Source organism: Streptomyces sp. TLI_171 (assembly GCF_003610255.1).
In the GTDB taxonomy this organism is placed as follows: domain Bacteria; phylum Actinomycetota; class Actinomycetes; order Streptomycetales; family Streptomycetaceae; genus Kitasatospora.
The window spans coordinates 1,708,841-1,729,873 of the sequence record NZ_RAPS01000001.1; the positions used below are offsets into that span (position 1 = coordinate 1,708,841).

Below are 21,033 nucleotides of genomic sequence, written 5' to 3' on the forward strand. Positions count from 1 at the left end.
GGCGGGGCTTCGACGGGGCGCCGTCAGGCCTGACGGGCCATTTCCTCCGCGATGGCGGTGGCGAAGGCGTCGATGTCGGCCTCGGTGGTGTCGAAAGCGGCCATCCAGCGGACCTCGCCGGTGTGCTCGTCCCAGAAGTAGAAGCGGTAGTGCTTCTGGAGGCGTTCGCTGACCTCGCGCGGGAGGAGCGCGAAGACGGCGTTGGCCTGGACGGGGCGGACCACGGTGATGCCGGGGATCTCGCGGACGGCGGCTTCGAGGCGGCGGGCCATCGCGTTGGCGTGGCCGGCGTTGCGGAGCCACAGGTCGCCGGTGAGCAGGGCTTCGAACTGGACGGAGACGAAGCGCATCTTGGAGGCGAGCTGCATCGAGGTCTTGCGCAGGAACTTGATGCCCTGGACCCGGTCGGGGTTGAGGACGACCACGACCTCGCCGAGCAGCAGGCCGTTCTTGGTGCCGCCGAAGGAGAGGACGTCGACGCCCGCGTCGGTGGTGAACTCGCGGAACGGGACGCCGAGCGAGGCGGCGGCGTTGGCGAGCCGGGAGCCGTCCATGTGGACGAGCATGCCGCGCTCGTGGGCGTGCTCGCAGATCGCCCGGACCTCCTCGACCGTGTAGCGGGTGCCGAGTTCGGTGGACTGGGTGATCGAGACGGCGAGCGGCTGGGCGCGGTGCTCGTCGCCCCAGCCCCAGGCCTGCTGGTCGATCAGGGCGGGGGTGAGCTTGCCGTCGGGGGTGGGGACGGTGTGGATCTTGATACCGGCGAGCTTCTCGGGGGCGCCGCCCTCGTCCACGTTGATGTGGGCGCTCTCGGCGGCGACCACGGCGCCCCAGCGCGGGAGGAGCGCCTGCAGGGCGACCACGTTGGCGCCGGTGCCGTTGAAGACGGGGTACGCCTCGGCGCGGTCGCCGAAGTGGCGGCGGAAGACGGTCTGCAGGTGCTCGGTGTACTGGTCCTCGCCGTAGGCGACCTGGTGGCCGTCGTTGGCGAGGGCGATCGCGGCGAGGACCTCGGGGTGGACGCCCGCGTAGTTGTCGCTGGCGAAGCCGCGGACCGCGGGGTCGTGGTGCCGCACGGCGTCGGTGGGGCCGAAGGCGGAGGGGGTCATCGGGCTGTCAGCCACAGGTGCTGTCCGTTCAGTTCTGCTGCGGGGCGGTCCCAGAGGGACGCCAGGGTGGTGGCCAGGTCGGCGGTGTCGGTGAAGCCGGTGAACTTGGCGTCCGGCTTCTCGGCCCGCATCTCGGGGCTGAGCAGGGCCTTGATGACCAGGATGGCAGCGGCCGCGGTGGGGGCGCCGTCGGGGGCGGTGGTCTCCTTGACGAAGGAGTCGGCCATCGCGAGCGTCCAGGCCTCGGTGGCGGCCTTGGCGGCGGCGTACGCGGCGCCTCCGGCGGTGGGCTTGTGCGCGGCGGCGGCAGAGACCATCGCGTAGCGGCCGGCGGGGCTGCGGAGCAGGGCGGGCTGGAAGGCCAGCGAGGTGTGCTGGAGGGTGCGCACGACGGTGTCGTGCAGGAAGTCCCAGTCGTCGATCCGGCTGTCGAAGAAGGTCTTGCTGCCGCGCCAGCCGCCGACCAGGTGCAGCAGTCCGTCGACGTGGCCGTGTTCGGCTTCCAGGTGGTCGGCCCAGTCGTGGACCTCCTGCGGGTCGAGCAGGTCGATGATCTGGCCGCTGAGCTTGGCGCCGGGGACGGCGGTGCGGACGGCGGCGAGCGCGGAGTCCAGGCGGTGCTGGTCGATGTCGGCGCCGATGACGGTGGCGCCGTCCGCGGCGAGGCGTCGCAGGGTGGCCTGGCCGGCGGGGCCGCTGGCTCCGGCGACGGCGATCACCTTGTCGTCGAGTCGGGTGCTCACGCGGCGACCTCCTCGGTGGTGGTGCCGGTGATGCCCTTGGTGCCGGCGATGACGCGGCCGAGCTTCCGGGACAGGGCTTCGTAGAACATGCTGAGCGGGAACTCGTCGGGGTGGACGGCGTCGCAGAGGGCCTTGCGCAGGGCCTTGTCGTCGGCAAGGTCGAGCGGGAGCGCCTCGGGGCCCTTGGCCCAGGTGGAGGCGGGGTGCGGGGTGAGGTACTGGGAGACCAGCTGGTAGGCGGCGATCCAGTGCGCGGTCTTGGGGCGGTCGATGCCGTCGCGGTAGAGCTTCTCGATCTCGGCGCAGAGCCCGTTGGTGACCTCGGCGACCCGGTCCCAGTCGATGGTGAGGCGGTTGTCGCGCCAGCGCAGCGCGTCGTGCTTGTGCAGGTAGGCGAAGAGCAGCTGGCCGCCCATGCCGTCGTAGTTGCGGACGCGGTCGCCGGTGACCGGGAAGCGGAACATCCGGTCGAAGAGGATGGCGTACTGGACGTCGCGGCCCTGGCTGTGGCCCTCGGCCTCCAGCTCGACCGACTCCTTGAAGGTGTTGAGGTCGCAGCGGAGCTCTTCGAGGCCGTACATCCAGAACGGGCTGCGCTGTTTGATCATGAAGGGGTCGAAGGGCAGGTCGCCGTGGCTGTGGGTGCGGTCGTGGACGAGGTCCCAGAGCACGAAGGTCTGCTGGGTGCGGTCCTGGTCCGCGAGCAGGCTCTGCGCGTCGGCGGGGATGTCGAGGCCGAGCTGGCGGACGGCGCTGGTGCTGACGGCGCGGAAGCGGGCGGCCTCGCGGTCGCAGAAGATGCCGCCCCAGGTGAAACGTTCCGGCGCTTCGCGGACGGCGACGGTCTCCGGGAACAGCACGGCGGAGTTGGTGTCGTAGCCGGCGGTGAAGTCCTCGAAGGCGATGCCGAGGTAGCCGGGGTTGTCGAAGCGGGTGCGCTCCAGCTCGGCGATCCACTCGGGCCAGACGACCTTCAGCAGGACGGCTTCCAGGTTGCGGTCCGGGTTGCCGTTCTGGGTGTACATCGGGAAGACCACCAGGTGGCCGATGCCGTCGACGCGGTGCTGGTCGGGGCGGAAGGCCAGCAGGGAGTCGAGGAAGTCGGGCTCCCGGTAGCCGGTGTCGGCCCACTTGCGCAGGTCGGCGCGGACGGCGTCGAGGTACTCGGCGTCGTGCGGGAACAGCGGCGCGAGCTCGGCGACGGCGTCCTGCACGGTCTGCACGAGCGGGTCGACGGTGTGGCGCGGCACGGCGGCCAGGTCGATGGAGCCGTCCTTGGACTGCAGCGGCCGCAGGGCCTCGACGGCGTCCTTGAGGCGCAGCCAGGCCGGGTGGCCGGCCGGCTCCGCGGTGTGGGCGTCGCCCGCGACCGCGAGCGTCGGCGAAAGATTCTGCATCACAGGCTCACTTCGACAGGAGTTATTTCGACAAGACCACGTTAAGTGCGAAAGGTTCTCCGGCTCAAGGTCGGTTTGACGGCAGACACTCCAGTTCGTAGCGCTGCCGATCACCGACCTCTACGCGATGGATGAATCGGGCAGTTCCGGCGCGGGCGGCGGATGGCACCCGGTACGCCCCGACCATGCCCCGGCCCGAGGGGGCCCGCCACCGGGGCGTCCACGCTGCGCACAGGCCCGCTCACGCCTCGGTGCGCCCCCGTTCGCGCCCTGCTGCCGCCGGGTGCGGTCGGTGATCGTGGAGGTGGCCCGAACGTCCGGCACGGAGGGGGACGCGATGCACGGTCCGGCGCTGGTGAGCTGGCTCTTGGCGGCGCTGGCCGCGGGCAGCGGCGGGTACTGCGGGTGGCGGGTGCGGCGCCGGCGGTCGGAGCCATCCTGCGGCGAGCACCGCTCGCGCCACGAGTCGGACGTGCTGGAGGCGGCGATGGGCCTGGGCATGGCCGGGATGGCGCTGCTACCGGGAGTGTTCTGGGGCTGGCCGTACGCGCTGCTGGCGGCGGTGCTGCTGGTCGGCGCGCTGGCAGGGCGGGGCAGGGGTCTGCGGGCGCACCGGCTGCACCACGGGATCGGCGCGCTGGCGATGGCGTACATGGCGCTGGCGATGGCCGGCGGCTCCCCCGGCGGCCACGCCGCGCACCACGGGCAGCCGGGCGGGCTGCCCGTGCTGACGGGCGTGCTGCTGGTGTACTTCGGGGCCTACGCGCTCTGGGAGGGCAGCCGGGTGCTGACCTCGGGCGGGGCGGCGGTGGCGGCGGCGCCGCTGCCGCGGGCCTGCCGGGCGGCGATGGGGATCGGGATGTTCGCGATGCTGCTGACGGTCTGAGGCGGGCGCAGCGGCAGGGCGGGGCTGACGGTGCGTCGGAAACGCCGCCCCGGCGTGGCCTTGGTCACTGGACCGGCCCGGGCGTTCCGCGTGGGCGTGAGGGCGCATAGGTTGGGGGGAAGCGCATCGCCGCGCCTCGAAATCCCTCTCGGGGAGCCCCTGCCATGACGGCACTGCTGAGCCTGCTGGTGCTCGGACTGCTGCTCGCCACCGTGGCGCCGAGCCGTCTGGCCCGGGCCCGCTGGCCGGAGCGCGAACCGGTGCTGGCCCTGCTGGTGTGGCAGATGCTGGTGGTCGCCGTGCTGCTGTGCTGCGTGCTGAGCCTGCTGCTGGCGAGTGCGGCCGCTCTCCCCGCCTGGCGGGACGTGGTGTTCGCGGGCGCCCCGGCCGGGGTGGAGGAGTCGTACGCGCTGGCCGGCCTGGAGGGCTGGGGCCGGCTGTCGGCGGCGGTGCTGGCGGCGGGCGGGGTGTGGACAGCGGTGTCACTGGCCCGGGAGGTCCGCTCGGCGCGCGCGGAGCGCGGCCACCGCCATGACCAACTGGTGCGGCGCGCGCCGGAGTTGCCGGATTCGCTGACGCCCCGTCGGCGGGTCAGGGAGCCGCTGGTGGTGCTGGAGAACGTGCGGCCGCAGGCGTGGTCGCTGCCCGGGCCGCGGGCCCGGCTGGTGGTCACCACGGGGGCGCTGCAGCAGCTGTCGGACCGCGAGTTGGCGGCGGTGCTGAGCCACGAGCGCGGGCACGTCCGGGCCCGGCACCACTGGCTGGCGCAGTGCGCGCAGGCCCTGGCGACCGGCTTCCCCGGGGTGGAGGTCTTCTCGGCGTTCCGGGACCAGGTGGCGGTGCTGGTCGAGCTGGCGGCGGACGACCGGGCGGCGCGCCGGCACGGCCGGGTGACCACGGCGCTCGCGCTGGCCGAGCTGAACAGCGAGGTGTTCGCCTCCTGCCCGCCGCGGCAGCTGGCGCAGTCCCCCGCGCGGGTGGACCGGCTGCTGCTGGGCGCGCCGCGGCTGCCGGTGCCGGCCCGGCTGGGGTGGACCCTGGCGGCGCTCGCGGCGCCGCTCGGCGCGGCGCTGCTGGCAGCCGCGCCCGGGCTCTCCGCGCTGTTCTGACGCCCCGCCCGAAACTGCTCGTGCCCCGCGGGGCCGGGACCGCCGCGTACGGCCCGCAGCGGCCTTCTGGTGCCCCCTTCAGGGCAGTTGACGGAACGTCAGCGCCGCGGCGTCACTCGCCGAGCGTCTCGGCGAGGATGCGGCGGTGCACGGGGCGGGCCTTGAGGTACCGCTCGCGACCCTCGCCGGTCAGCGTGATGTAGATGCCGCGGCGGTCGGCCTCGCAGAGCGAGCGCTGCACCAGCCCGGCTTTCTCCAGGCGGGCGACCAGTCGGGAGAACGCGCTCTGGCTGAGGTGCACCGTGCCGGCCACCACCTGGGCGCGGGCGTCTCCGGTGCGCTTGCCCTGCTCGAACTCCCAGAGGCGCTCCAGCAGTTCGAACTCGCTGACGCCCAGACCGTACGCCTCGCCCAGCTCGCGGTCGATGGCGCACGAGGTGGCCGCGTGGCGGGCCAGCAGGGCGCGCCACTGCTGGGTGAGCTCCGCCTCCGCGGCGGGGTCGTGGTCTGGGTCGAGGTCGGTCACACCGCCACGGTAGCACATGCACGCGCATCTGTTGCATCCACATTAAATGCACTTGCATCCCATGCACATGCATGTAGCGTTCTGTGCCATGACCGACACGACCGCCCAGGCCGGCTCGACCGCGACGAGCCCGGCCGACCCGACGAACCCGACCCACTCGACCGACACGCACTGGAGCCCACGGCTCTGGGGCGCCCTGGTGGTGCTCTGCGCCGCGATGTTCCTGGACGCGCTGGACGTGTCGATGGTCGGGGTGGCCCTGCCCTCGATCGGCGCCGACCTGCACCTGTCCGACTCCGCCCTGCAGTGGGTGGTCAGTGGCTACGTCCTCGGCTACGGCGGGCTGCTGCTGCTCGGCGGCCGGGCCGCCGACCTGCTCGGCCGCCGCCGGGTGTTCCTGGTCGCGCTGGCGGTGTTCGCCGCCGCCTCGCTGCTCGGCGGCCTCGTCGACAGCGGCCCGCTGCTGATCGGCGCCCGCTTCCTGAAGGGCGTCAGCGCCGCCTTCACCGCCCCGGCCGGCCTGTCCATCATCACCACCACCTTCGCCGAGGGCCCGGCCCGCAACCGCGCGCTGTCCATCTACACCACCTGCTCCGCCGCCGGCTTCTCGCTCGGCCTGGTCATCAGCGGCCTGCTGACGTCCGCCGGCTGGCGGCTGACGTTCCTGATGCCCGTCCCCGTCGCGCTGATCGCGCTGGTCGCCGGCATCAAGCTGCTGCCCCGTCAGCACGGCGAGCACCGCGCCACCGGCGGGTACGACGTGGCGGGCGCGATCACCGGCACCGTCGCCGTCCTGCTCCTGGTCTTCACGGTCACCGAGGCGCAGGGCGCCGGCTGGCTCTCGCTGCGCACGATCGGCTCGCTGCTGCTGGTGGCGGCGCTGGCCGCGGCCTTCCTGCTGATCGAGGCGCGCACCGCGCATCCGCTGGTCCGGCTCGGCATCTTCCGCAACGCGGGAGTGCGCCGGGCGAACCTCACGGCGCTGACGCTGATGGGCTCCTACGCGGGCTTCCAGTTCGTGGCCACGCTCTACCTGCAGCGGCTGCTCGGCTGGTCGGCGCTGGAGACGGCGCTCGGCCTGCTGCCGGGCGGCGCGGTGGTGGCCTTCTCCGCGGGTGCGGTCGGCCGCCTGCTCGACCGGTTCGGCCCGGAGCGGGTGCTGCCGGTCGGCGTGGCCTCGATGGCCCTCGGCTACGCCCTGTTCCTTCGGCTCGACGAGCACAGCGGCTTCGCCGGCCTGGTGCTGCCCAGCATGCTGCTGATCGGCGCGGGCTTCGCGTTGGCCTTCCCTTCGATCAACGTCGCCGCCACCAGCGGCGTGTCGGACGACGAGCAGGGCCTGGCCTCCGGCCTGGTGAACACCGCGCTCCAGGTGGGCGGCGCGATCGTGCTGGCCGTCACCACCGCGGTGCTCACCGCGGGCACCGGGGGCGGCACCGATGCCCATGCCCAACTGGCGGGCTACCGCCCCGCGTTGCTGCTGGTGACGGGCACCACCGCGCTCGGCCTGCTGATCGCCCTGACGGGCGCGCTGCGCTCCGGCCGCCGCCCCGTCGAGCTGCCGCCGGTGCCGGACTACCGGTACCCGGAGGCCTCGACGGCCACGGAGACGGAGGTGCTGTCGAAGCGCTGAACCTCCGGGCAGTCGACCCCTCGCTGCCCGTCGGAACGCCCCGGCCCCGCGTCGGAGTCCGGCTCCACCAAACCCCCGTGTTGGTGGAGCCGGAGCGCGTCCCGCAGCCGGCCCGACCGGGCGGTGCGGACGTTCGGAGCAGACACCATGGCAGTTTGCCGGGCCGCGGTCAATCCGGTGGGCCGGCCGGATCCCGAACCCCCGCGCCACTTCCGGCGCCCGGGGTCCCGCCGGTTCGCTACTGGCCCTTCAGGATCGTCCGGAGCAGGTCGAGGGTCTGCTGCGGGGTCAGGCTGTCCACGCAGAGCCGCTCCATCACCTGCAGGTACTCGTCCACGTCGTCGCGCTTGTCGAGGTAGAGCGCGCTGGTCAGCTGCTCCAGGTAGACCACGTCGGGCAGGTCCTGCTCGGGGAACCGGAGCACCGAGAAGGCCCCGCTCTCGCCGGCGTGCGCACCGAACCGGAACGGCATCACCTGGATGACCACGCTGGGGAGTTGGGCCAGCTCGACCAGGTGCTCCAGCTGGGCGCGCATCACCTCGGGGCCGCCGACCGGGCGGCGCAGCGCGGCCTCGTCGATGACGGCCCAGAGCTTTGGCCCGCGGCCGTCGGTGAGCAGCTTCTGCCGGCGGGTGCGCAGGGCGACGCGGCGGTCGATCTCGTCCTCGGCGAGCGTGGGCCGGTTCTGCGCGAAGATCGCCCCGGCGTACTCCTCGCACTGCAGCAGGCCGGGGACGAACTGCACCTCGTAGGTGCGGATCAGCGCGGCGGCCTCCTCCAGGCCGATGTAGGTCTGGAACCAGTTGGGCAGCACGTCGTTGTAACTGTGCCACCAGCCGGACTTGTTGGCCTCGCGGACCAGCGCGAGCAACGACTCGCGCTCGGCCCCGCCGGACAGGCCGTAGAGGCTGAGCAGGTCGGCGACGTCGCGCTCCTTGAAGGAGACTCGGCCGAGCTCCATCCGGCTGATCTTGGACTCGGAGGCGCGGATCGCGTAGCCCGCGTCCTCACGCGTGATCGCACAGCCCTCGCGGAGCCGGCGGAGCTGGGAGCCGAGGAGGATGCGGCGCACCATCGAGCCCCCGCCGGGCTGAACTGTGGTCATCTGACCAAACCTCCACTGGGACGGACCAGTTGCACAGTCTGCCATCACTTGGGCGCACTGAGTGCCGATAGTGGTGCGGCCGGCTACCGCTTCGGTCACTCTTCCACCATCTTGCACGTGCATCCGGGCCATGCATATGCCAATCGCACGACTGCACGTGAATCGACTCTTGCATCTGCCGTGAGCGCAGAGGACCATGGTGCACGTGCACTTGCACGCCCTTGGCAATCCCGCGGGCTCCGCGTCGACCCCTTAACGCGCATCCGCACACCCTCCCAGCAACGCCCGTGCGTCGCTGGGCACTTGTGTGTGCGCTGACCGGGTCGGTCCGGTGGCCGAGCGGCCGAGCGAGTCGGAGGTGACCGGCATGACCCCGGTGGGTCCCGCCGTGTCCGCCCCCTTATGGGAGGAGCTCTTCATGAGCACCGGTACGGCCCTGGCGACCGACCCGCATGTGGTCAGCTGCACCCTCGCTCCCCGCTTCGAAGCCGTGCGCACCGCGCGGGAGTTCACCAGGGACGCCCTGAACGGCTGGGGCCTCGGCGAACTCTTCGACGACGTGGCCCTGGTGGCCTCCGAGCTGGTGACCAACGCCCTGCGGCACGCGCTCGGCCAGAGCGAGCCCTCGCGCGTCCCGGCCCAGAGCAGCCCGCAGTTGGCGGCCGGGGCGCTGCCGATCCGGATCAGCCTGGTGCACCGCGCCCCGCAGGTGGTCTGCGCGGTGAGCGACCCGTCCAGTACCGGCCCGATCGCCCGGGAGGCCGACTTCGTGGCCGAGTCCGGCCGGGGCCTGCACCTGGTCGACTCCTTCTCCCGCTCCTGGGGCTGGCACCCGCTGGCCGGCGCCGGCAAGGTGGTGTGGGCGTTGTTCGACGCCCGCGCGGCCGAGCCCGTCACCGAGTCCTCGCTGTCCAACCTCGGCCGGCACCGCCGCTCCGCCTGACCCACTGGTCCAACCCGAGCCCGCCCGGCAGTTCTGACCCGACGTCAGGACAGCGGGGGCTTCCGCTGAACACGAAGGCCGTCGCGGAGGGATTCCACGACGGCCCGGGTGCACAGGACTCGATGTGCAGTCAGGGCGTTCCGCCCAGGTGGTCGAATTCCCCGTCCTTCACCCCGAGCAGCATCGCGGTGATCTCGGCCCGGGTGTAGACGAGCGCCGGCCCCTCCGGGAAGCGCGAGTTGCGCATCGCCACCTCGCCGTTCGCCAGCGCGGCGAACTCCACGCAGTTGCCCTTCGAGTTGCTGTGCCGGCTCTTCTGCCAGACCACCCCGTCGAGGTCCGCTGCCGCCATGCCGTTGTACGCCTCACGCATTGTCTTCTCCCCAGAGCCTGGCGAATGCCTCACTTGACGTGATGATAGCTCGCCTGCACGTGCATCAGCATGGGAAACGTCCCGTGCAAAGGAACGTGCCGATGCCGACACCAAGCCTTCACAGCGCCGTAATTGACGGTGCGTAAGGGGACACAGCCGGGCGAAACGCCAGTCACTCCATGACCGTCCGCACACAGCCGTCAGCTCGTTGTCGATCATCACCCCTTATCACGCGGCTCACAGCCAGTCACAGTTCGCACTGTGATGACCGTCACTTCCTGGCGGAAAGCCGCCCGCTGTCGGCATCCGGCTGCAATGGCCCCGGGGCGATGTCCTACGATCTGGCCCATGAGCACCGCAGCCATCCCGGGCGCGCCACTGCCCGTCCGCACTCCAGGCTCCCGTGCGCGGGGGCGCCACCGCGCCGAGCGCCGTGAGATCGTGGCCGGTTCGCCTGCCCTGGTGCTGGCGGTTCCGGCCGTCGCCGGGCCGGAGAGCCGTCCGATCGTCGACGAGCTGCTGTCCATCGTGCGCGGCGAGCAGCCGGGCATCGAGGTGACGGCGGCCTACCTGGGCGGGGAGGACGCGCCGACCGTCGCCGACCTGCTGGCCGGCGCCGCCGAGGCCGGCCTGCCCGCACCGGTGATCCAGCCGCTGACGCCCGGCCCGCACGAGTTCCTGTCCGAGCTGACCAAGCTGGCCGCCGAGACCGGCGCTCAGGTGCTGGACCCGCTGGGCCCGCACACCAAGCTGTCCGAGGCCGTCCACGTGCGGCTGTCCGAGGCCGGGCTGGCCCGCGCCGACCGGGCCCGGCTGTTCGCCATCGCGACCGCCGCCGACGGCGTGGTGCTGACCACGGTCGGCGGCCAGGACGCCGCCGAGGCGGCCGGGATGACCGGCGTGCTGCTGGCCTCCCGGCTGGCGGTCCCGGTGGTTCCGGCGGCGCTGGACGTGCCCGGCTCGGTGGCCGCGGCCGTCGCGCACCTGAGGGCGATGGGCGCCGAGCGTCCCGCGCTGGCCCCGCTGGTGATCGGCCCGGAGGCCGACTCCGAGCTGCTGGCCACCGCCGCCGAGGAGACCGGCTGCCCGAGCGCCGCCCCGATCGGCGCCTACCCGACGGTGGGTCAGCTGATCGCCGCCACCTACCTGGCGGTCCTCCCGGAGCCGACCCAGGAGCAGCTGGAGGCCGCCGCGGCGGCCTCCGAGCAGCGCACCCCGGGGGCGCACGCGGCGCGCTGACGCCGACCAAGGGCCGCGACGGGCAGGGGCAGCGAATCGACGCGCTCCCGCCCGTCGCGCTTTCCGGCCGATCCGGCCCGCGGGTCGCGGGGGCGGCCAGTCAGCCGGCGATCCGGCCCGTCCGCGGCGCGCTGTCGGTGAACTTCAGCGCGGGCAGCGCCACCGCCCGCGGCGGGCCCGGCGCCTCGGCGGGGGCGGTGGCGGCGTTCCACGGGGTGCCGGCCAGGCCCTGCCCGCCGCCCTTGCTCAGCGCCACGGCCTGCGACTGCCCGGCCTTGCGGAACAGGATCCGCTTGGGCTCGGGCGACTCCGGGTCGAGCCAGAGCTCGGTGCCGCCGAACTCGCAGTCCAGCACCGCGATGTCGTCGGGCTTGCCGTCGTCGGTGGCCCGGAACGCCACCCCGGCCTTGCGGTAGCCGGTCAGCCGGCTGCGGCTCAGCGTGACGGTCTCGCCGTCCAGCTGGTGCTTGAAGGTGGCCACCGCGTAGTCGGAGTGCCCGGCGGCGTCGATCAGCAGGCCGTCGAAGACGGTGCCCTTGTCGCGGCCCAGCGCGTGGATCGCCACGCCGCCGGCCCCGTTGCCGTACAGCACCGAGGCGGTGTAGTCGAAGTCGTTCAGGTAGGCGCCGTGCTCGATGCCCCAGCCGCCGTTGTGGTAGCCGACGAACTGGGTGACGGTGTGGTGGTGTTCGGCGTTCAGCCAGACGAAGACGCCGTTCTCCAGGTTGTTGTGCGCCAGGCAGCGTTCGAAGGTCCAGACGCCTTCGCTGGTCTCCGGCCACTCGTAGCCGGACGCGCCGGTGGCGCCCTGTACGCCGACGGCCACGCAGTCCCGGGCCGAGGAGCCCGTCCCGGCGCCCAGGCTGAAGCCGGTCAGCCGGTAGCCGCGCGGGTTGGGCTCGTACACCGTGCGGGAGGCGACGCAGCCCTCGTAGGCGATGTCGTTCGACGGACCCTGCGGGGTGCGGGTGTCGATCGGGCCGTCCCACCAGTAGGCGTCCTCCCAGGTGTTGTGGGAGATGCAGCCGCGGAAGGCGATGCCGTGCGCCGCGTGCGGCACGAACGCGTGGCTGCCGGTGTCCCTGACCACCACGCCCTCGACCACGGTGCCGCGCGAGCTGTCCAGCAGCATGTGGAAGTGCAGCCCGTAGCGGCCCAGCACCGGCTCGGTGACGGGCTTCCCGTTCCAGCTGTCCTTGCCGTCGGCGCGCGGGCCCATCCAGCGGATCGCGGTGTGCCGGACGTCGGCCGGCCGGCTGGAGGTCAGGTGGACGTGCGCCCGGCCCTGCTCGGTGCCCTCCACCCGGACGTTGCGGCTGAGGTTGAGCACCTCCGCGCCGAAGGTCGGGCCGCCGCCGACCGCGACCCGCGGGTGGGCGTGCTTCAGTGGGGCGCTCAGGGTGACGGTGGCGCCGTCCACCTGCTCGACCGTCACCAGGTCGTAGGAGGTGGAGAAGTCGTCCGCGTCCGGACCGGCGGTCGGGGTGACGGCCAGTTCGTCGCCCGGCTGCCAGCCCTCGGGAGCGGCGGCCAGCCTGATCGTGCTGTCGCCGGGCCTGAGGTCGGCGGCGGCCCGCACCCAGGCGGTGCGGGGCGCACCGTCCAGCCGCAGGTAGCCCTGGCCGGTGACCCACAGGCCGGTGTCGCTGTCCACGACCGTCATCCCGCCGCCCTGGAAGCGCCGCTCGTCGACGTTCGGGAACCGCAGGGTGTGGGTGTGCGCGGCGTCGGGGGCCAGGGCCAGGGTGCCGCGCACCTCGACGTTGCCGGCGCTGGCGAGGGTCAGCGACCGGTCCTTGGCGAACACCAGCGAGCCGGTCTTCTCCACCAGGAGCGAGCCGACCTGGACGTCGGCGTCCAGCAGCACCTTGTCGGTGATCCGCACCGCGCTGCCCGCCGCCGGGACCTTGCCGCCCCAGCCCTTGGGGTCCGACCACTTGCGGCCGCCCTCGTCGACCGGCGGCGGCGACAGCGAGGGCTGCGGACCCGCCGAGGCGGGCGGCGGCGCGGGCGTCCCGTGCTGATGGCCCGTCGGGGCCCCGCTCGGCAGCGGGAGCCGTGCCACCGGCTCGCCCGCCCCGGCCAGCGACTGCCGCAGGGCCACTCCCCCGCCGAGCGCGGTCACCGTGCCGACCGCCAGCCAGGTCAGCATCCGCCGCCGCCCGACCACCGGCCGCCGGTGCCGCCCGGCCGCGGGTTGATCGTTGTCGCGCTGGTCCACAATGGCCGCCCTCCCGGGGCGCAGGGAACTCCGACTCAACTCGCCTGCAGCATAGGCAGAAGAGCCATCGGAGCCGCGCAACTCGGCCGAGGGTAAGCATCCTGACGTAGTGCCAGGGCCGGGGCCCGGGCGGTCGAACAGGTGCGCAGGTGATCACCGGATTCACAGTCGGGAAATGTCCCCGACGGGGCGCTATTTGACGGTCTGTCATTGAATGTGGAGCGATCGTCCGTGGACAGTAGGTTCGTTGTCCATTGTTGTCCCGATTGGTCTCCCAGCAGTGGTCACGGGATGGTTAAGGTGGCCGGTCGGCGGTGGTGGCGGAGGGGTGAAGGTCTCTAATTTGAGCCTTTGCATTTGCACCAGATTCTGCTGCCACTCCTTCTGGTGTCGGGGTGGGCTTGGTGCGACGATTTCCGTCCATTGGGGAGATTTCGGTGGGGACTTGGCGTGTACGCTCCCCACTCTGGCGCTGGCTTCGCGGCCAGACGCGCGGAGTGGGGCTATTGACGATTCTGGCCGTGCTGACGTCGATACTGGTGGTGCCCGGCGCGGCGTTCGCGCAGGCGAAGCCGCCGAAGGTGTGGGTGCCGCCCAACACTCCGGTGCAGGAGACGAAGTCGGTCAACGGCCACGACGAGGTCCTGGCCCCGGTACCGGCCGACGGCGGGCCGGCGGTGGCCGCGCCCGCCCCGCGCAAGGCGAAGACGGGTTCGGCGACGGTCACCCTCGGCGGCGCGTCCCAGGAGCAGTTGGCGGCGCGGAAACTGACGGGCGGTGCGGCGCCGTCCTCGGGTGGTGAGGCACGGGTACAGGCCGGCGATCTGCCGGTGTTCCTGACGGACCGGGGGGCAGCGAAGGACGCCTCCTCGGCAGGCGCACCGCAGCTGAAGGTCGACGTGCTGGACGGCGCGAAGGCCGCGGGCCGCGCCGGTCCCGTCGTCGCGGTCGGCGGTGCGGGCGGTTCCGCGAAGGCGGGCCACCCGCTGGCCGTGTCGCTGGCCCTGAAGGACCTGATCGGCGAGGGGGCGTGGTCGGACCGCGCGCGGCTGGTGCAACTGCCGGAGTGTGCGCTGACAACGCCCGAGAAGGCGGAGTGCCGGAAGAGCACGCCGGTGCCCTCCACCCTCGACGCACGCTCGGGCACCCTGTCCGCCGACGTCGAACTGCCCGCCGCCTCCGCCTCGGCTGCGCTGAACTCGGCGGCGTCGTCGTCGGGTTCGGTCGTTCGGGCGGGCTTCGTGGAGTCCGCTGCCGCGTCCTCGGGAACGATGGTGCTGGCGGCGGAGGCTTCTCCGTCGGGTTCGATGGGCTCGTACGCGGCGACGGCGATCGCGCCGTCGGCGGCGTGGAGTGCGGGCACCAACGCCGGCAACTTCACCTACTCCTACACCGTGGACCTGCCGACCGCGGTGGGCGGCGCGGCGCCCAGCGTGGTGCTGAGCTACGACTCCTCGTCCGTGGACGGCCGCACCGCGGCCAACAACTCCCAGCCCTCCTGGATCGGCGACGGCTGGGACTACTCGCCCGGTTCGATCTCCCGCTCCTATAAGCCGTGCGCCAAGTCCGGCATCGACATGTCGGGCGACGAGTGCTGGGCGGGTCAGGCACTGCAGCTCAACCTCGCCGGGCACTCGGGCACCGTGGTGAAGGACGACACCTCGGGCGTGCTGCGCCTGCAGGGCGACGACGGGACGCAGATCACCCCGCTGACGGGCCTGGCGAACGGCGCGTGGAACGGTGAGGGCTTCAAGGTCACCACCACCGACGGCACCCAGTACTACTTCGGCGCCAACCACCTGCCCGGCGGCGACAACACCGACCCGGCGTCCAACTCGGTCAACTCCGTGCCGGTGTACCACCCGCACGCCGGCGACCCGTGCTACAACTCCTCGACCGGCCTGGCGTCCTGGTGCCAGATGGGCTGGCAGTGGAACCTCGACTACGTCGTCGACCTGCACGGCAACCTGATCAAGTACAAGTACGCCAAGGAGTCCAACTACTACGCGCGCGGCGGCGGCCAGAACAACGGCGTCGGCACCCTCACCGCGTACGACCGGTACTCCACCATCGCGGAGATCCACTACGGCATCCGCCTCGCGGACCAGATCGCCGTGAAGGGCGCGGGCAACCCGGCGGAGAAGGTCGTCTTCACCGTCGGCGAGCGGTGCTGGCCGGGTGCGACCACCTGCACCTCCGCCGAGATGACGGTGGCGAACCAGGCGTCCTGGCCGGACACCCCGCTGGACCAGATGTGCGGCTCCTCGGGTGCGTGCACCAACTACGGCCCGTCGTTTTGGACGTCGAAGATGCTCAAGCAGATCGACTCCAAGGTCTACGTCAACGGCAGCCCGCGGACCGTGGACACCTGGGTCCTGACGCAGAGCCAGTGGGATCCGTCCGACGGCACCGCGAAGCTGGCCTGGCTGAGCTCGATCAAGCGGACCGGCAAGAACGGCCAGGCCGATCTGCCCCTTCCGGAGGTCAGCTTCACGGCGATGCCGTTCGCGAACCGCGTCGACGGTTTGGTTCCCCCGGTCCCGCAGTTCAACCGGCCGCGGATGAAGGAGCTCCGCACCGAGACCGGCGGACGGATCACCGTCACCTACAAGGACGTCGAGTGCTCGCGCTCCGCCGGGCACATGCCCGCCTCCGCGCAGACCAACACCATGGCGTGCATGCCGGTCAGGTGGGTGCCCCCGGGCTCCCCGGCGAACACCACGCCGTACGACGACTGGTTCCACAAGTACCTGGTCTCGCAGGTCATCGAGGAGTCGATGGTCACCGCGTCCAGCCCGGCCAAGCTCACCGAGTACAGCTACGGCGGCGGCGCGGCCTGGCACCGCAACGACTCCGAGTTCGCGGACGACGACACCAGAACCTGGGACAACTTCCGCGGCTACCAGACCGTCACCACCACCACCGGCAGTGGCTCCGACGGCCCCAAGACCAAGACGGTGGCCACGTTCCTGCGCGGCATGGGCGGCCAGGTGCCGGACAGCTGGGGCGGTGCCATCACCGACGCCGAGGAGCTGGCCGGCTTCATCCGGGAGTCGCAGACCTACGCCTCCGCCGACGCGGGAGCCAAGATCGTCGGCGGCGCGCTCAACACCCCGTGGCTGTCGAAGATCACCGCGACCCACACGCAGACCGGCAACCTTCCCAAGGTGACGGCCCGTTACGTCAACACCGGCAAGGTCCAGGAGCGTTCGCTCCTGTCCGACGGCACCACCTGGCGCACCACCGAGCGCGACGCCACCTACGACGAGGACAACGCCGGCCGGGTCAAGACGACCGACGTGCTCGGCGACACCTCGCTCAGCGGGCTCCCGCAGCGCCAGTGCACCGAGATCACCTACGCCTCCGGCAGCAACCCGGTGATGGTCGAACTGCCGTACCGGGTCCTGACCCTGGCCGGCGCCTGCGGTCAGACCCCGACGCAGGCCAACACCATCTCCGACGCCCTGACCCTGTACGACGGCCAGGCCCTCGGCACCATCGGGGACAAGGCCGACCAGACCGAGACCCGCGTCCTGGCGTCCTACGGCCCGGGCAACACCCCGAACTACCAGGTGACCGCCAAGGCCCAGTTCGACGCCTACGGCCGCCAGACCGCCACCACCGACCCCAACCGCACCGACGCCACCCACCCGAACGGGGCGACCACCAGCACGGTCTACACACCGGCGAGCGGCGCGGTCCCGACCACGGTCGAGGTCACCAACCCGCTGGGCTGGAAGTCCACCACGACCATGGACCCGGGGCGCGGACTGCCGACCAAGGCCGTCGACGAGAACGGCCGCACCACCATCGAGGGCTACGACTCCCTCGGCCGTCTCACCGGCGTGTGGCTGCCCGGGCGCGACCCGGCGAACACCGACAACACCAAGTTCGCCAACCGCGTCTTCTCGTACGCCCTGAACGGCACCGCCGGACCCTCGACGGTGATCAGCAAGAGCCTGCGTGAGGACTCCACCACCTACGCGACCAGCATCCAGATCTACGACGGCCTCGGCCGCATCCGCCAGTCGCAGTCGGTCCCGGTCGCCAACACCACCGGCCGTCTCATCTCCGAATCTGCCTTCGACTCCCACGGCTGGCAGGTCAAGAGCACGCCGGCCTACTACAACAAGGACTCCGGCCCGACGACCGCGGTGTACCTGCCGATCTCCGACTCGGAGATCGCCGCACAGACCTGGACCGAGTACGACGGCCTCGGCCGAGCCACTGTCAGCAAGTTCATGTCCTACGGTCAGGAGCAGTGGCGCACCACCGTCAACTTCGCCGGCGCGGAGCGCACCGACGTCACCCCGCCGGCCGGCGGCTACGCCACCTCGTCGATCACCGACGCCACCGGCGCCACCATCGAGACCCGGCAGTACAGGTCCAACACGCCGACCGGCGCCTACGACGCGACGACCTACGGGTACGACATCACGGGCAGGCCTGCCTGGCGCCAGGACAGCAGCACCCCGGCGCACCGCTGGACGTACTCCTACGACCTGATGGGGCAGCAGACCGGCGCGAGCGACCCGGACTCGGGCGCCTCGTCGACCGTCTACGACAACGCGGGGCACGTCCTCACGGTCACCGACGCGCGGCAGAAGTCGACGAGCTTCACCTACGACCTGCTCGGGCGGAAGACCGCGCAGTTCGACGGCACCACGACCACTGACGCGACCAAGAAGACCGCCGCGTGGACATACGACGCGCAGGTGAAGGGCAAGCCGGACAGCTCGACCCGCTACGTCGACAACCCGGCCGTCCCCGGCGCCAAGCTCGCCTACGTCCAGTCCGTCACCGGCTACGACCTCGGCTACCGGCCTACCGGCACGTCCGTCACCATCCCGTCGGTCCCGAACGAGACGGAACTCGCCGGCACCTACCAGTGGTCGATGACCTACTCGCCGGTCCTCGGACTGCCGAAGAAACTCACCATGCCCGCCCTGGGCGGCCTGGCCTCCGAGACCGTCGGCAACTCCTACGACAATGACGGCAACTTCACCACCTCCAGTGGTCTGGACTACTACGTCCAGGACATGAAGTACGACGCCTTCGGCCGTCCCTACCGCACCACGGTCGGCGCGTCCGGCATGCAGGTGGTCTCCACCCAGGCCTTCGACCCGGCCACCGGCCGCGTCGTCCAGTCCACCCTCGACAAGCAGACCTCCACGACGACCCACGTCGACCTGTCCGACTACACCTTCACCAAGTCCGGTGCCCTGACCTCCGTGAAGACCGTGCAGGACGGTGTCAACACCGACCTGCAGTGCTACACCTACGACTACCTCGGACGCCTGTCCGCGGCATGGACCGACAAGGGCACCACCACCACCGCCGCCGCGCCCTCCGTGCCCGGCATCGGCGGTTGCACCAACGCCACCGAGCCCACCGCGCTCACCGCGTCCGCCCGGATCGGCGGCCCGGCGCCGTACTGGCAGTCCTACTCCTACGACCTGACCGGCAACCGCAAGCAGCTGGTCCAGCACGACACCACCGGGGTCACCAGCAAGGACCGGACGGTCGACCAGACCTTCGCGACCGGTCCCAACACGCCCACCACCGACCCGACCACCGGCGGCGGCACCGGCGGGCCGCACGCGCTCCTCACCTCGAAGAGCACCGTCAACGGGGTCAGCACGGTCACCACGTCCACCTACGACGCCACGGGCAACACCACCTCGCTCACCGACACCGCCGGGACGAAGACCCTGACCTGGGACAACCAGGGCAAGCTCGCCACCGTCCACGACACCGGAACCAGCGGCGACACCAGCTACGTCTACGACGCCAGTGGCAACCAGCTGATCCGCCGCACCCCCGGCAAGGTCACCCTCAACATCGGCACGGACGAGGTCACCCTCGACACCGCCAGCCACACCCTGTCCGACACCCGCTACTACTCGGCCCCCGGCGGCCTGACCGTCACCCGCACCACCGCCCCCGGCGGCGGCAAGCTCTACTACCAGGCCGCCGACGCCCACGGCACCGGCGGAGTCCAGTTCGAGGCCGCCACCCTGAACTCGGTGCGGCGCCCGACCGACCCGTTCGGCAACGCCCGCGGCACCCAGCCCGGAACGAACGTCTGGGCCGGCGACAAGGGCTTCGTCGGCGGCACCATCGAGGGCACCGGCTTCACCAACCTCGGCGCCCGCCAGTACGACCCGAAGACCGGTCGCTTCCTCTCCGTCGACCCGATCTTCGCGGAGGGCGACCCGCAGTCCTGGAACGGCTACGCCTACGCCAACAACGACCCCGTCAACGGCTCCGACCCGAACGGCACCTGCCGCGTCGAGGAAGACGGCATGTGCCACGGCGTCAACCCGCCCCCCTCGGCCGGCGGCGGCACCGGAGGCGGCGGCGGAGGCGGCACCGGCGGATCCGGTGACGGCGGCAAGTCCCAGGCCACCAACGACGCCCTTCGCCAGAAGCAGGCCGCCGACGAGGCCCTCGCCAAGGCCAAGCGCCAACGCGAAGAACTGATCAGCAAGATCGTCGACGTGGTCGGCGACCTGATCGGCTTCAATGACGCCCGCGACTGCTTCACCAAGGGCGACGTGATGGGCTGCATCAACACCGCCCTGAACTTCGTCCCTTGGAGCAAGGTCTTCAAGGCCGTCAAGGTCGGCATCAAGGCGTTCAAGCTCTGGCGCGAGGGCGAGAAGGCCTACACCGCCATCCGCGGCGCCGAACGCGTGGCCAAGGACGCCGAGGAAGCCCTCAGCATCGCCCGCAAGACCGAGAAGGAGGCTGCGGAGGCAGAAGCGCAAGCGGCCAAGGCCGCCGAGGACGCGAAACCCCCGGTCGACGAACCCTCCAGCTCACCCGGCTGCCACAGCTTCCTACCGGGAACCCCGGTCGAACTCGCCGACGGCACGTCCAAGCCCATCGACCAGCTCCAAGAGGGCGACCAGGTCACCACCACCGACCCGCAGACCGGGGTCACCCGGCCCAAGCCGGTGGTCGCCACCATCACCACCCCCGACGACCTGGACTTCACCGACCTGACCCTGCGGACCGACGGGACCGCAGACTCGACCACCCTCACCACCACCTGGCACCACCCGTTCTGGGACACCACCACCAAGCGCTGGACCGAGGCCCACGACCTCGCCCCAGGCGACCACGTCCAGTCCCTCGACGGCAGCACCATCACGGTCACCGAGGTCCGCAACTATCACCGAACCGGCGTCACCCACGACCTGACCGTCGCCGACGTGCACACGTACTACGTGAAGTCGGGCGGCACCTCGCTGCTCGTGCACAACTGCGAGACGAAGGAGTGGGAGCCGGACCGCGAGGAGGGCCACCCCGACGGAGCGACCGACAACAGCCCGCAACCCAAACCCTCGGCCAAGGTCGATAAGCTGAAACTTGCCAAGGGCGGTGAGCTGCAGGAAGACACCTACATCTTTGTGGTCCGCACGGACGGCTCGCTCCACGCCATGAGCGACGGGGACACGCTCAAGATCGCAGGCGTTGCCGGCCACACCACGCTCGCCGGTGGAAAGAAAGCGGTCCACATGGCCGGAGCCTTCTCTGTCAACGCCGACAAGAGAATAACGATGGTCACGGCCGGGAGCGGGCATTACAGACCGGACTCCGCCTTCGTGGGTGATGCCTGCTCATTGGAGTCCGTCGTCATAGAGGCCTTCGAAAAACACGGCTTTACGCTCGATCCGGGAGTGTGGAAGGAGAAGGGATTCCTGTAGAGAAGACCCGGGGTGCCCTTTCAAGGGCACCCCGGTC

The 21,033-nt window shown here is 71.5% G+C and carries 13 protein-coding genes; 6 read left to right on the top strand and 7 right to left on the bottom strand.

Annotation, left to right across the window (positions count from 1 at the left end; genetic code table 11):
• Positions 1-23: 23 nt before the first annotated feature.
• The 3 genes from BX266_RS07870 to BX266_RS07880 are packed head-to-tail and all read right to left on the bottom strand — an operon-like array spanning position 24 to position 3,249.
• Positions 24-1,109 carry a low specificity L-threonine aldolase gene (locus BX266_RS07870; RefSeq protein WP_099898183.1) on the bottom strand — a complete coding sequence of 362 codons (1,086 nt, stop codon included), beginning with the start codon at positions 1,107-1,109 and terminating at the stop codon, positions 24-26.
• Positions 1,106-1,852 carry an SDR family NAD(P)-dependent oxidoreductase gene (locus BX266_RS07875; protein ID WP_099898184.1) on the bottom strand — a complete coding sequence of 249 codons (747 nt, stop codon included), beginning with the start codon at positions 1,850-1,852 and terminating at the stop codon, positions 1,106-1,108. Before BX266_RS07875 ends, BX266_RS07870 begins: the two co-directional genes overlap by 4 nt.
• Positions 1,849-3,249 carry a DUF6421 family protein gene (locus tag BX266_RS07880; RefSeq protein ID WP_099898185.1) on the bottom strand — a complete coding sequence of 467 codons (1,401 nt, stop codon included), beginning with the start codon at positions 3,247-3,249 and terminating at the stop codon, positions 1,849-1,851. The genes BX266_RS07875 and BX266_RS07880 overlap by 4 nt, the downstream gene beginning before the upstream one ends.
• Positions 3,250-3,586: 337 nt before the next feature.
• Between BX266_RS07880 and BX266_RS07885 the strand changes: the two genes are divergently transcribed.
• Positions 3,587-4,135 carry a DUF5134 domain-containing protein gene (locus tag BX266_RS07885; protein ID WP_099898186.1) on the top strand — a complete coding sequence of 183 codons (549 nt, stop codon included), beginning with the start codon at positions 3,587-3,589 and terminating at the stop codon, positions 4,133-4,135.
• 164 nt (positions 4,136-4,299) lie between these two features.
• Complete coding sequence (locus BX266_RS40780; protein WP_099898187.1) at positions 4,300-5,244, top strand: M56 family metallopeptidase; 945 nt, start codon at positions 4,300-4,302, stop codon at positions 5,242-5,244.
• Between the two features lie 112 nt (positions 5,245-5,356).
• Here the strand turns inward: BX266_RS40780 and BX266_RS07895 are convergent, their stop codons facing one another.
• Positions 5,357-5,770, bottom strand: a complete 414-nt coding sequence (locus BX266_RS07895; protein ID WP_099907540.1) for a MarR family winged helix-turn-helix transcriptional regulator — start codon at positions 5,768-5,770, stop codon at positions 5,357-5,359.
• Positions 5,771-5,858: 88 nt separating this feature from the next.
• Between BX266_RS07895 and BX266_RS07900 the strand changes: the two genes are divergently transcribed.
• Positions 5,859-7,403 (top strand): MFS transporter, encoded by a 1,545-nt coding sequence (locus BX266_RS07900; protein WP_099898188.1) that lies wholly within the window; start codon positions 5,859-5,861, stop codon positions 7,401-7,403.
• A 238-nt stretch (positions 7,404-7,641) separates the two neighbouring features.
• Here the strand turns inward: BX266_RS07900 and BX266_RS07905 are convergent, their stop codons facing one another.
• Complete coding sequence (locus tag BX266_RS07905; protein WP_099898189.1) at positions 7,642-8,508, bottom strand: helix-turn-helix transcriptional regulator; 867 nt, start codon at positions 8,506-8,508, stop codon at positions 7,642-7,644.
• A gap of 418 nt (positions 8,509-8,926) precedes the next feature.
• On the opposite strand from BX266_RS07905, the gene BX266_RS07910 reads away from it, so the two are divergent.
• Entirely contained in the window at positions 8,927-9,451 is a 525-nt protein-coding gene (locus tag BX266_RS07910) for an ATP-binding protein (RefSeq protein WP_099898190.1), read from the top strand.
• Between the two features lie 130 nt (positions 9,452-9,581).
• Here BX266_RS07910 and BX266_RS07915 read toward each other — a convergent pair whose 3' ends face one another.
• Positions 9,582-9,824: a DUF397 domain-containing protein gene (locus BX266_RS07915; RefSeq protein WP_099898191.1), complete on the bottom strand. Its 243-nt coding sequence runs from the start codon at positions 9,822-9,824 to the stop codon at positions 9,582-9,584.
• Positions 9,825-10,172: 348 nt separating this feature from the next.
• Between BX266_RS07915 and BX266_RS07920 the strand changes: the two genes are divergently transcribed.
• Positions 10,173-11,063 (top strand): sirohydrochlorin chelatase, encoded by an 891-nt coding sequence (locus BX266_RS07920; protein WP_259464599.1) that lies wholly within the window; start codon positions 10,173-10,175, stop codon positions 11,061-11,063.
• 100 nt (positions 11,064-11,163) lie between these two features.
• Here BX266_RS07920 and BX266_RS07925 read toward each other — a convergent pair whose 3' ends face one another.
• Positions 11,164-13,284, bottom strand: a complete 2,121-nt coding sequence (locus BX266_RS07925; protein WP_099898192.1) for a G8 domain-containing protein — start codon at positions 13,282-13,284, stop codon at positions 11,164-11,166.
• 521 nt (positions 13,285-13,805) lie between these two features.
• Between BX266_RS07925 and BX266_RS07930 the strand changes: the two genes are divergently transcribed.
• A complete protein-coding gene (locus tag BX266_RS07930; RefSeq protein WP_259464600.1) occupies positions 13,806-20,996 on the top strand; it encodes a polymorphic toxin-type HINT domain-containing protein in 7,191 nt (2,396 codons plus the stop codon).
• The last annotated feature ends 37 nt before the right edge of the window (positions 20,997-21,033 follow it).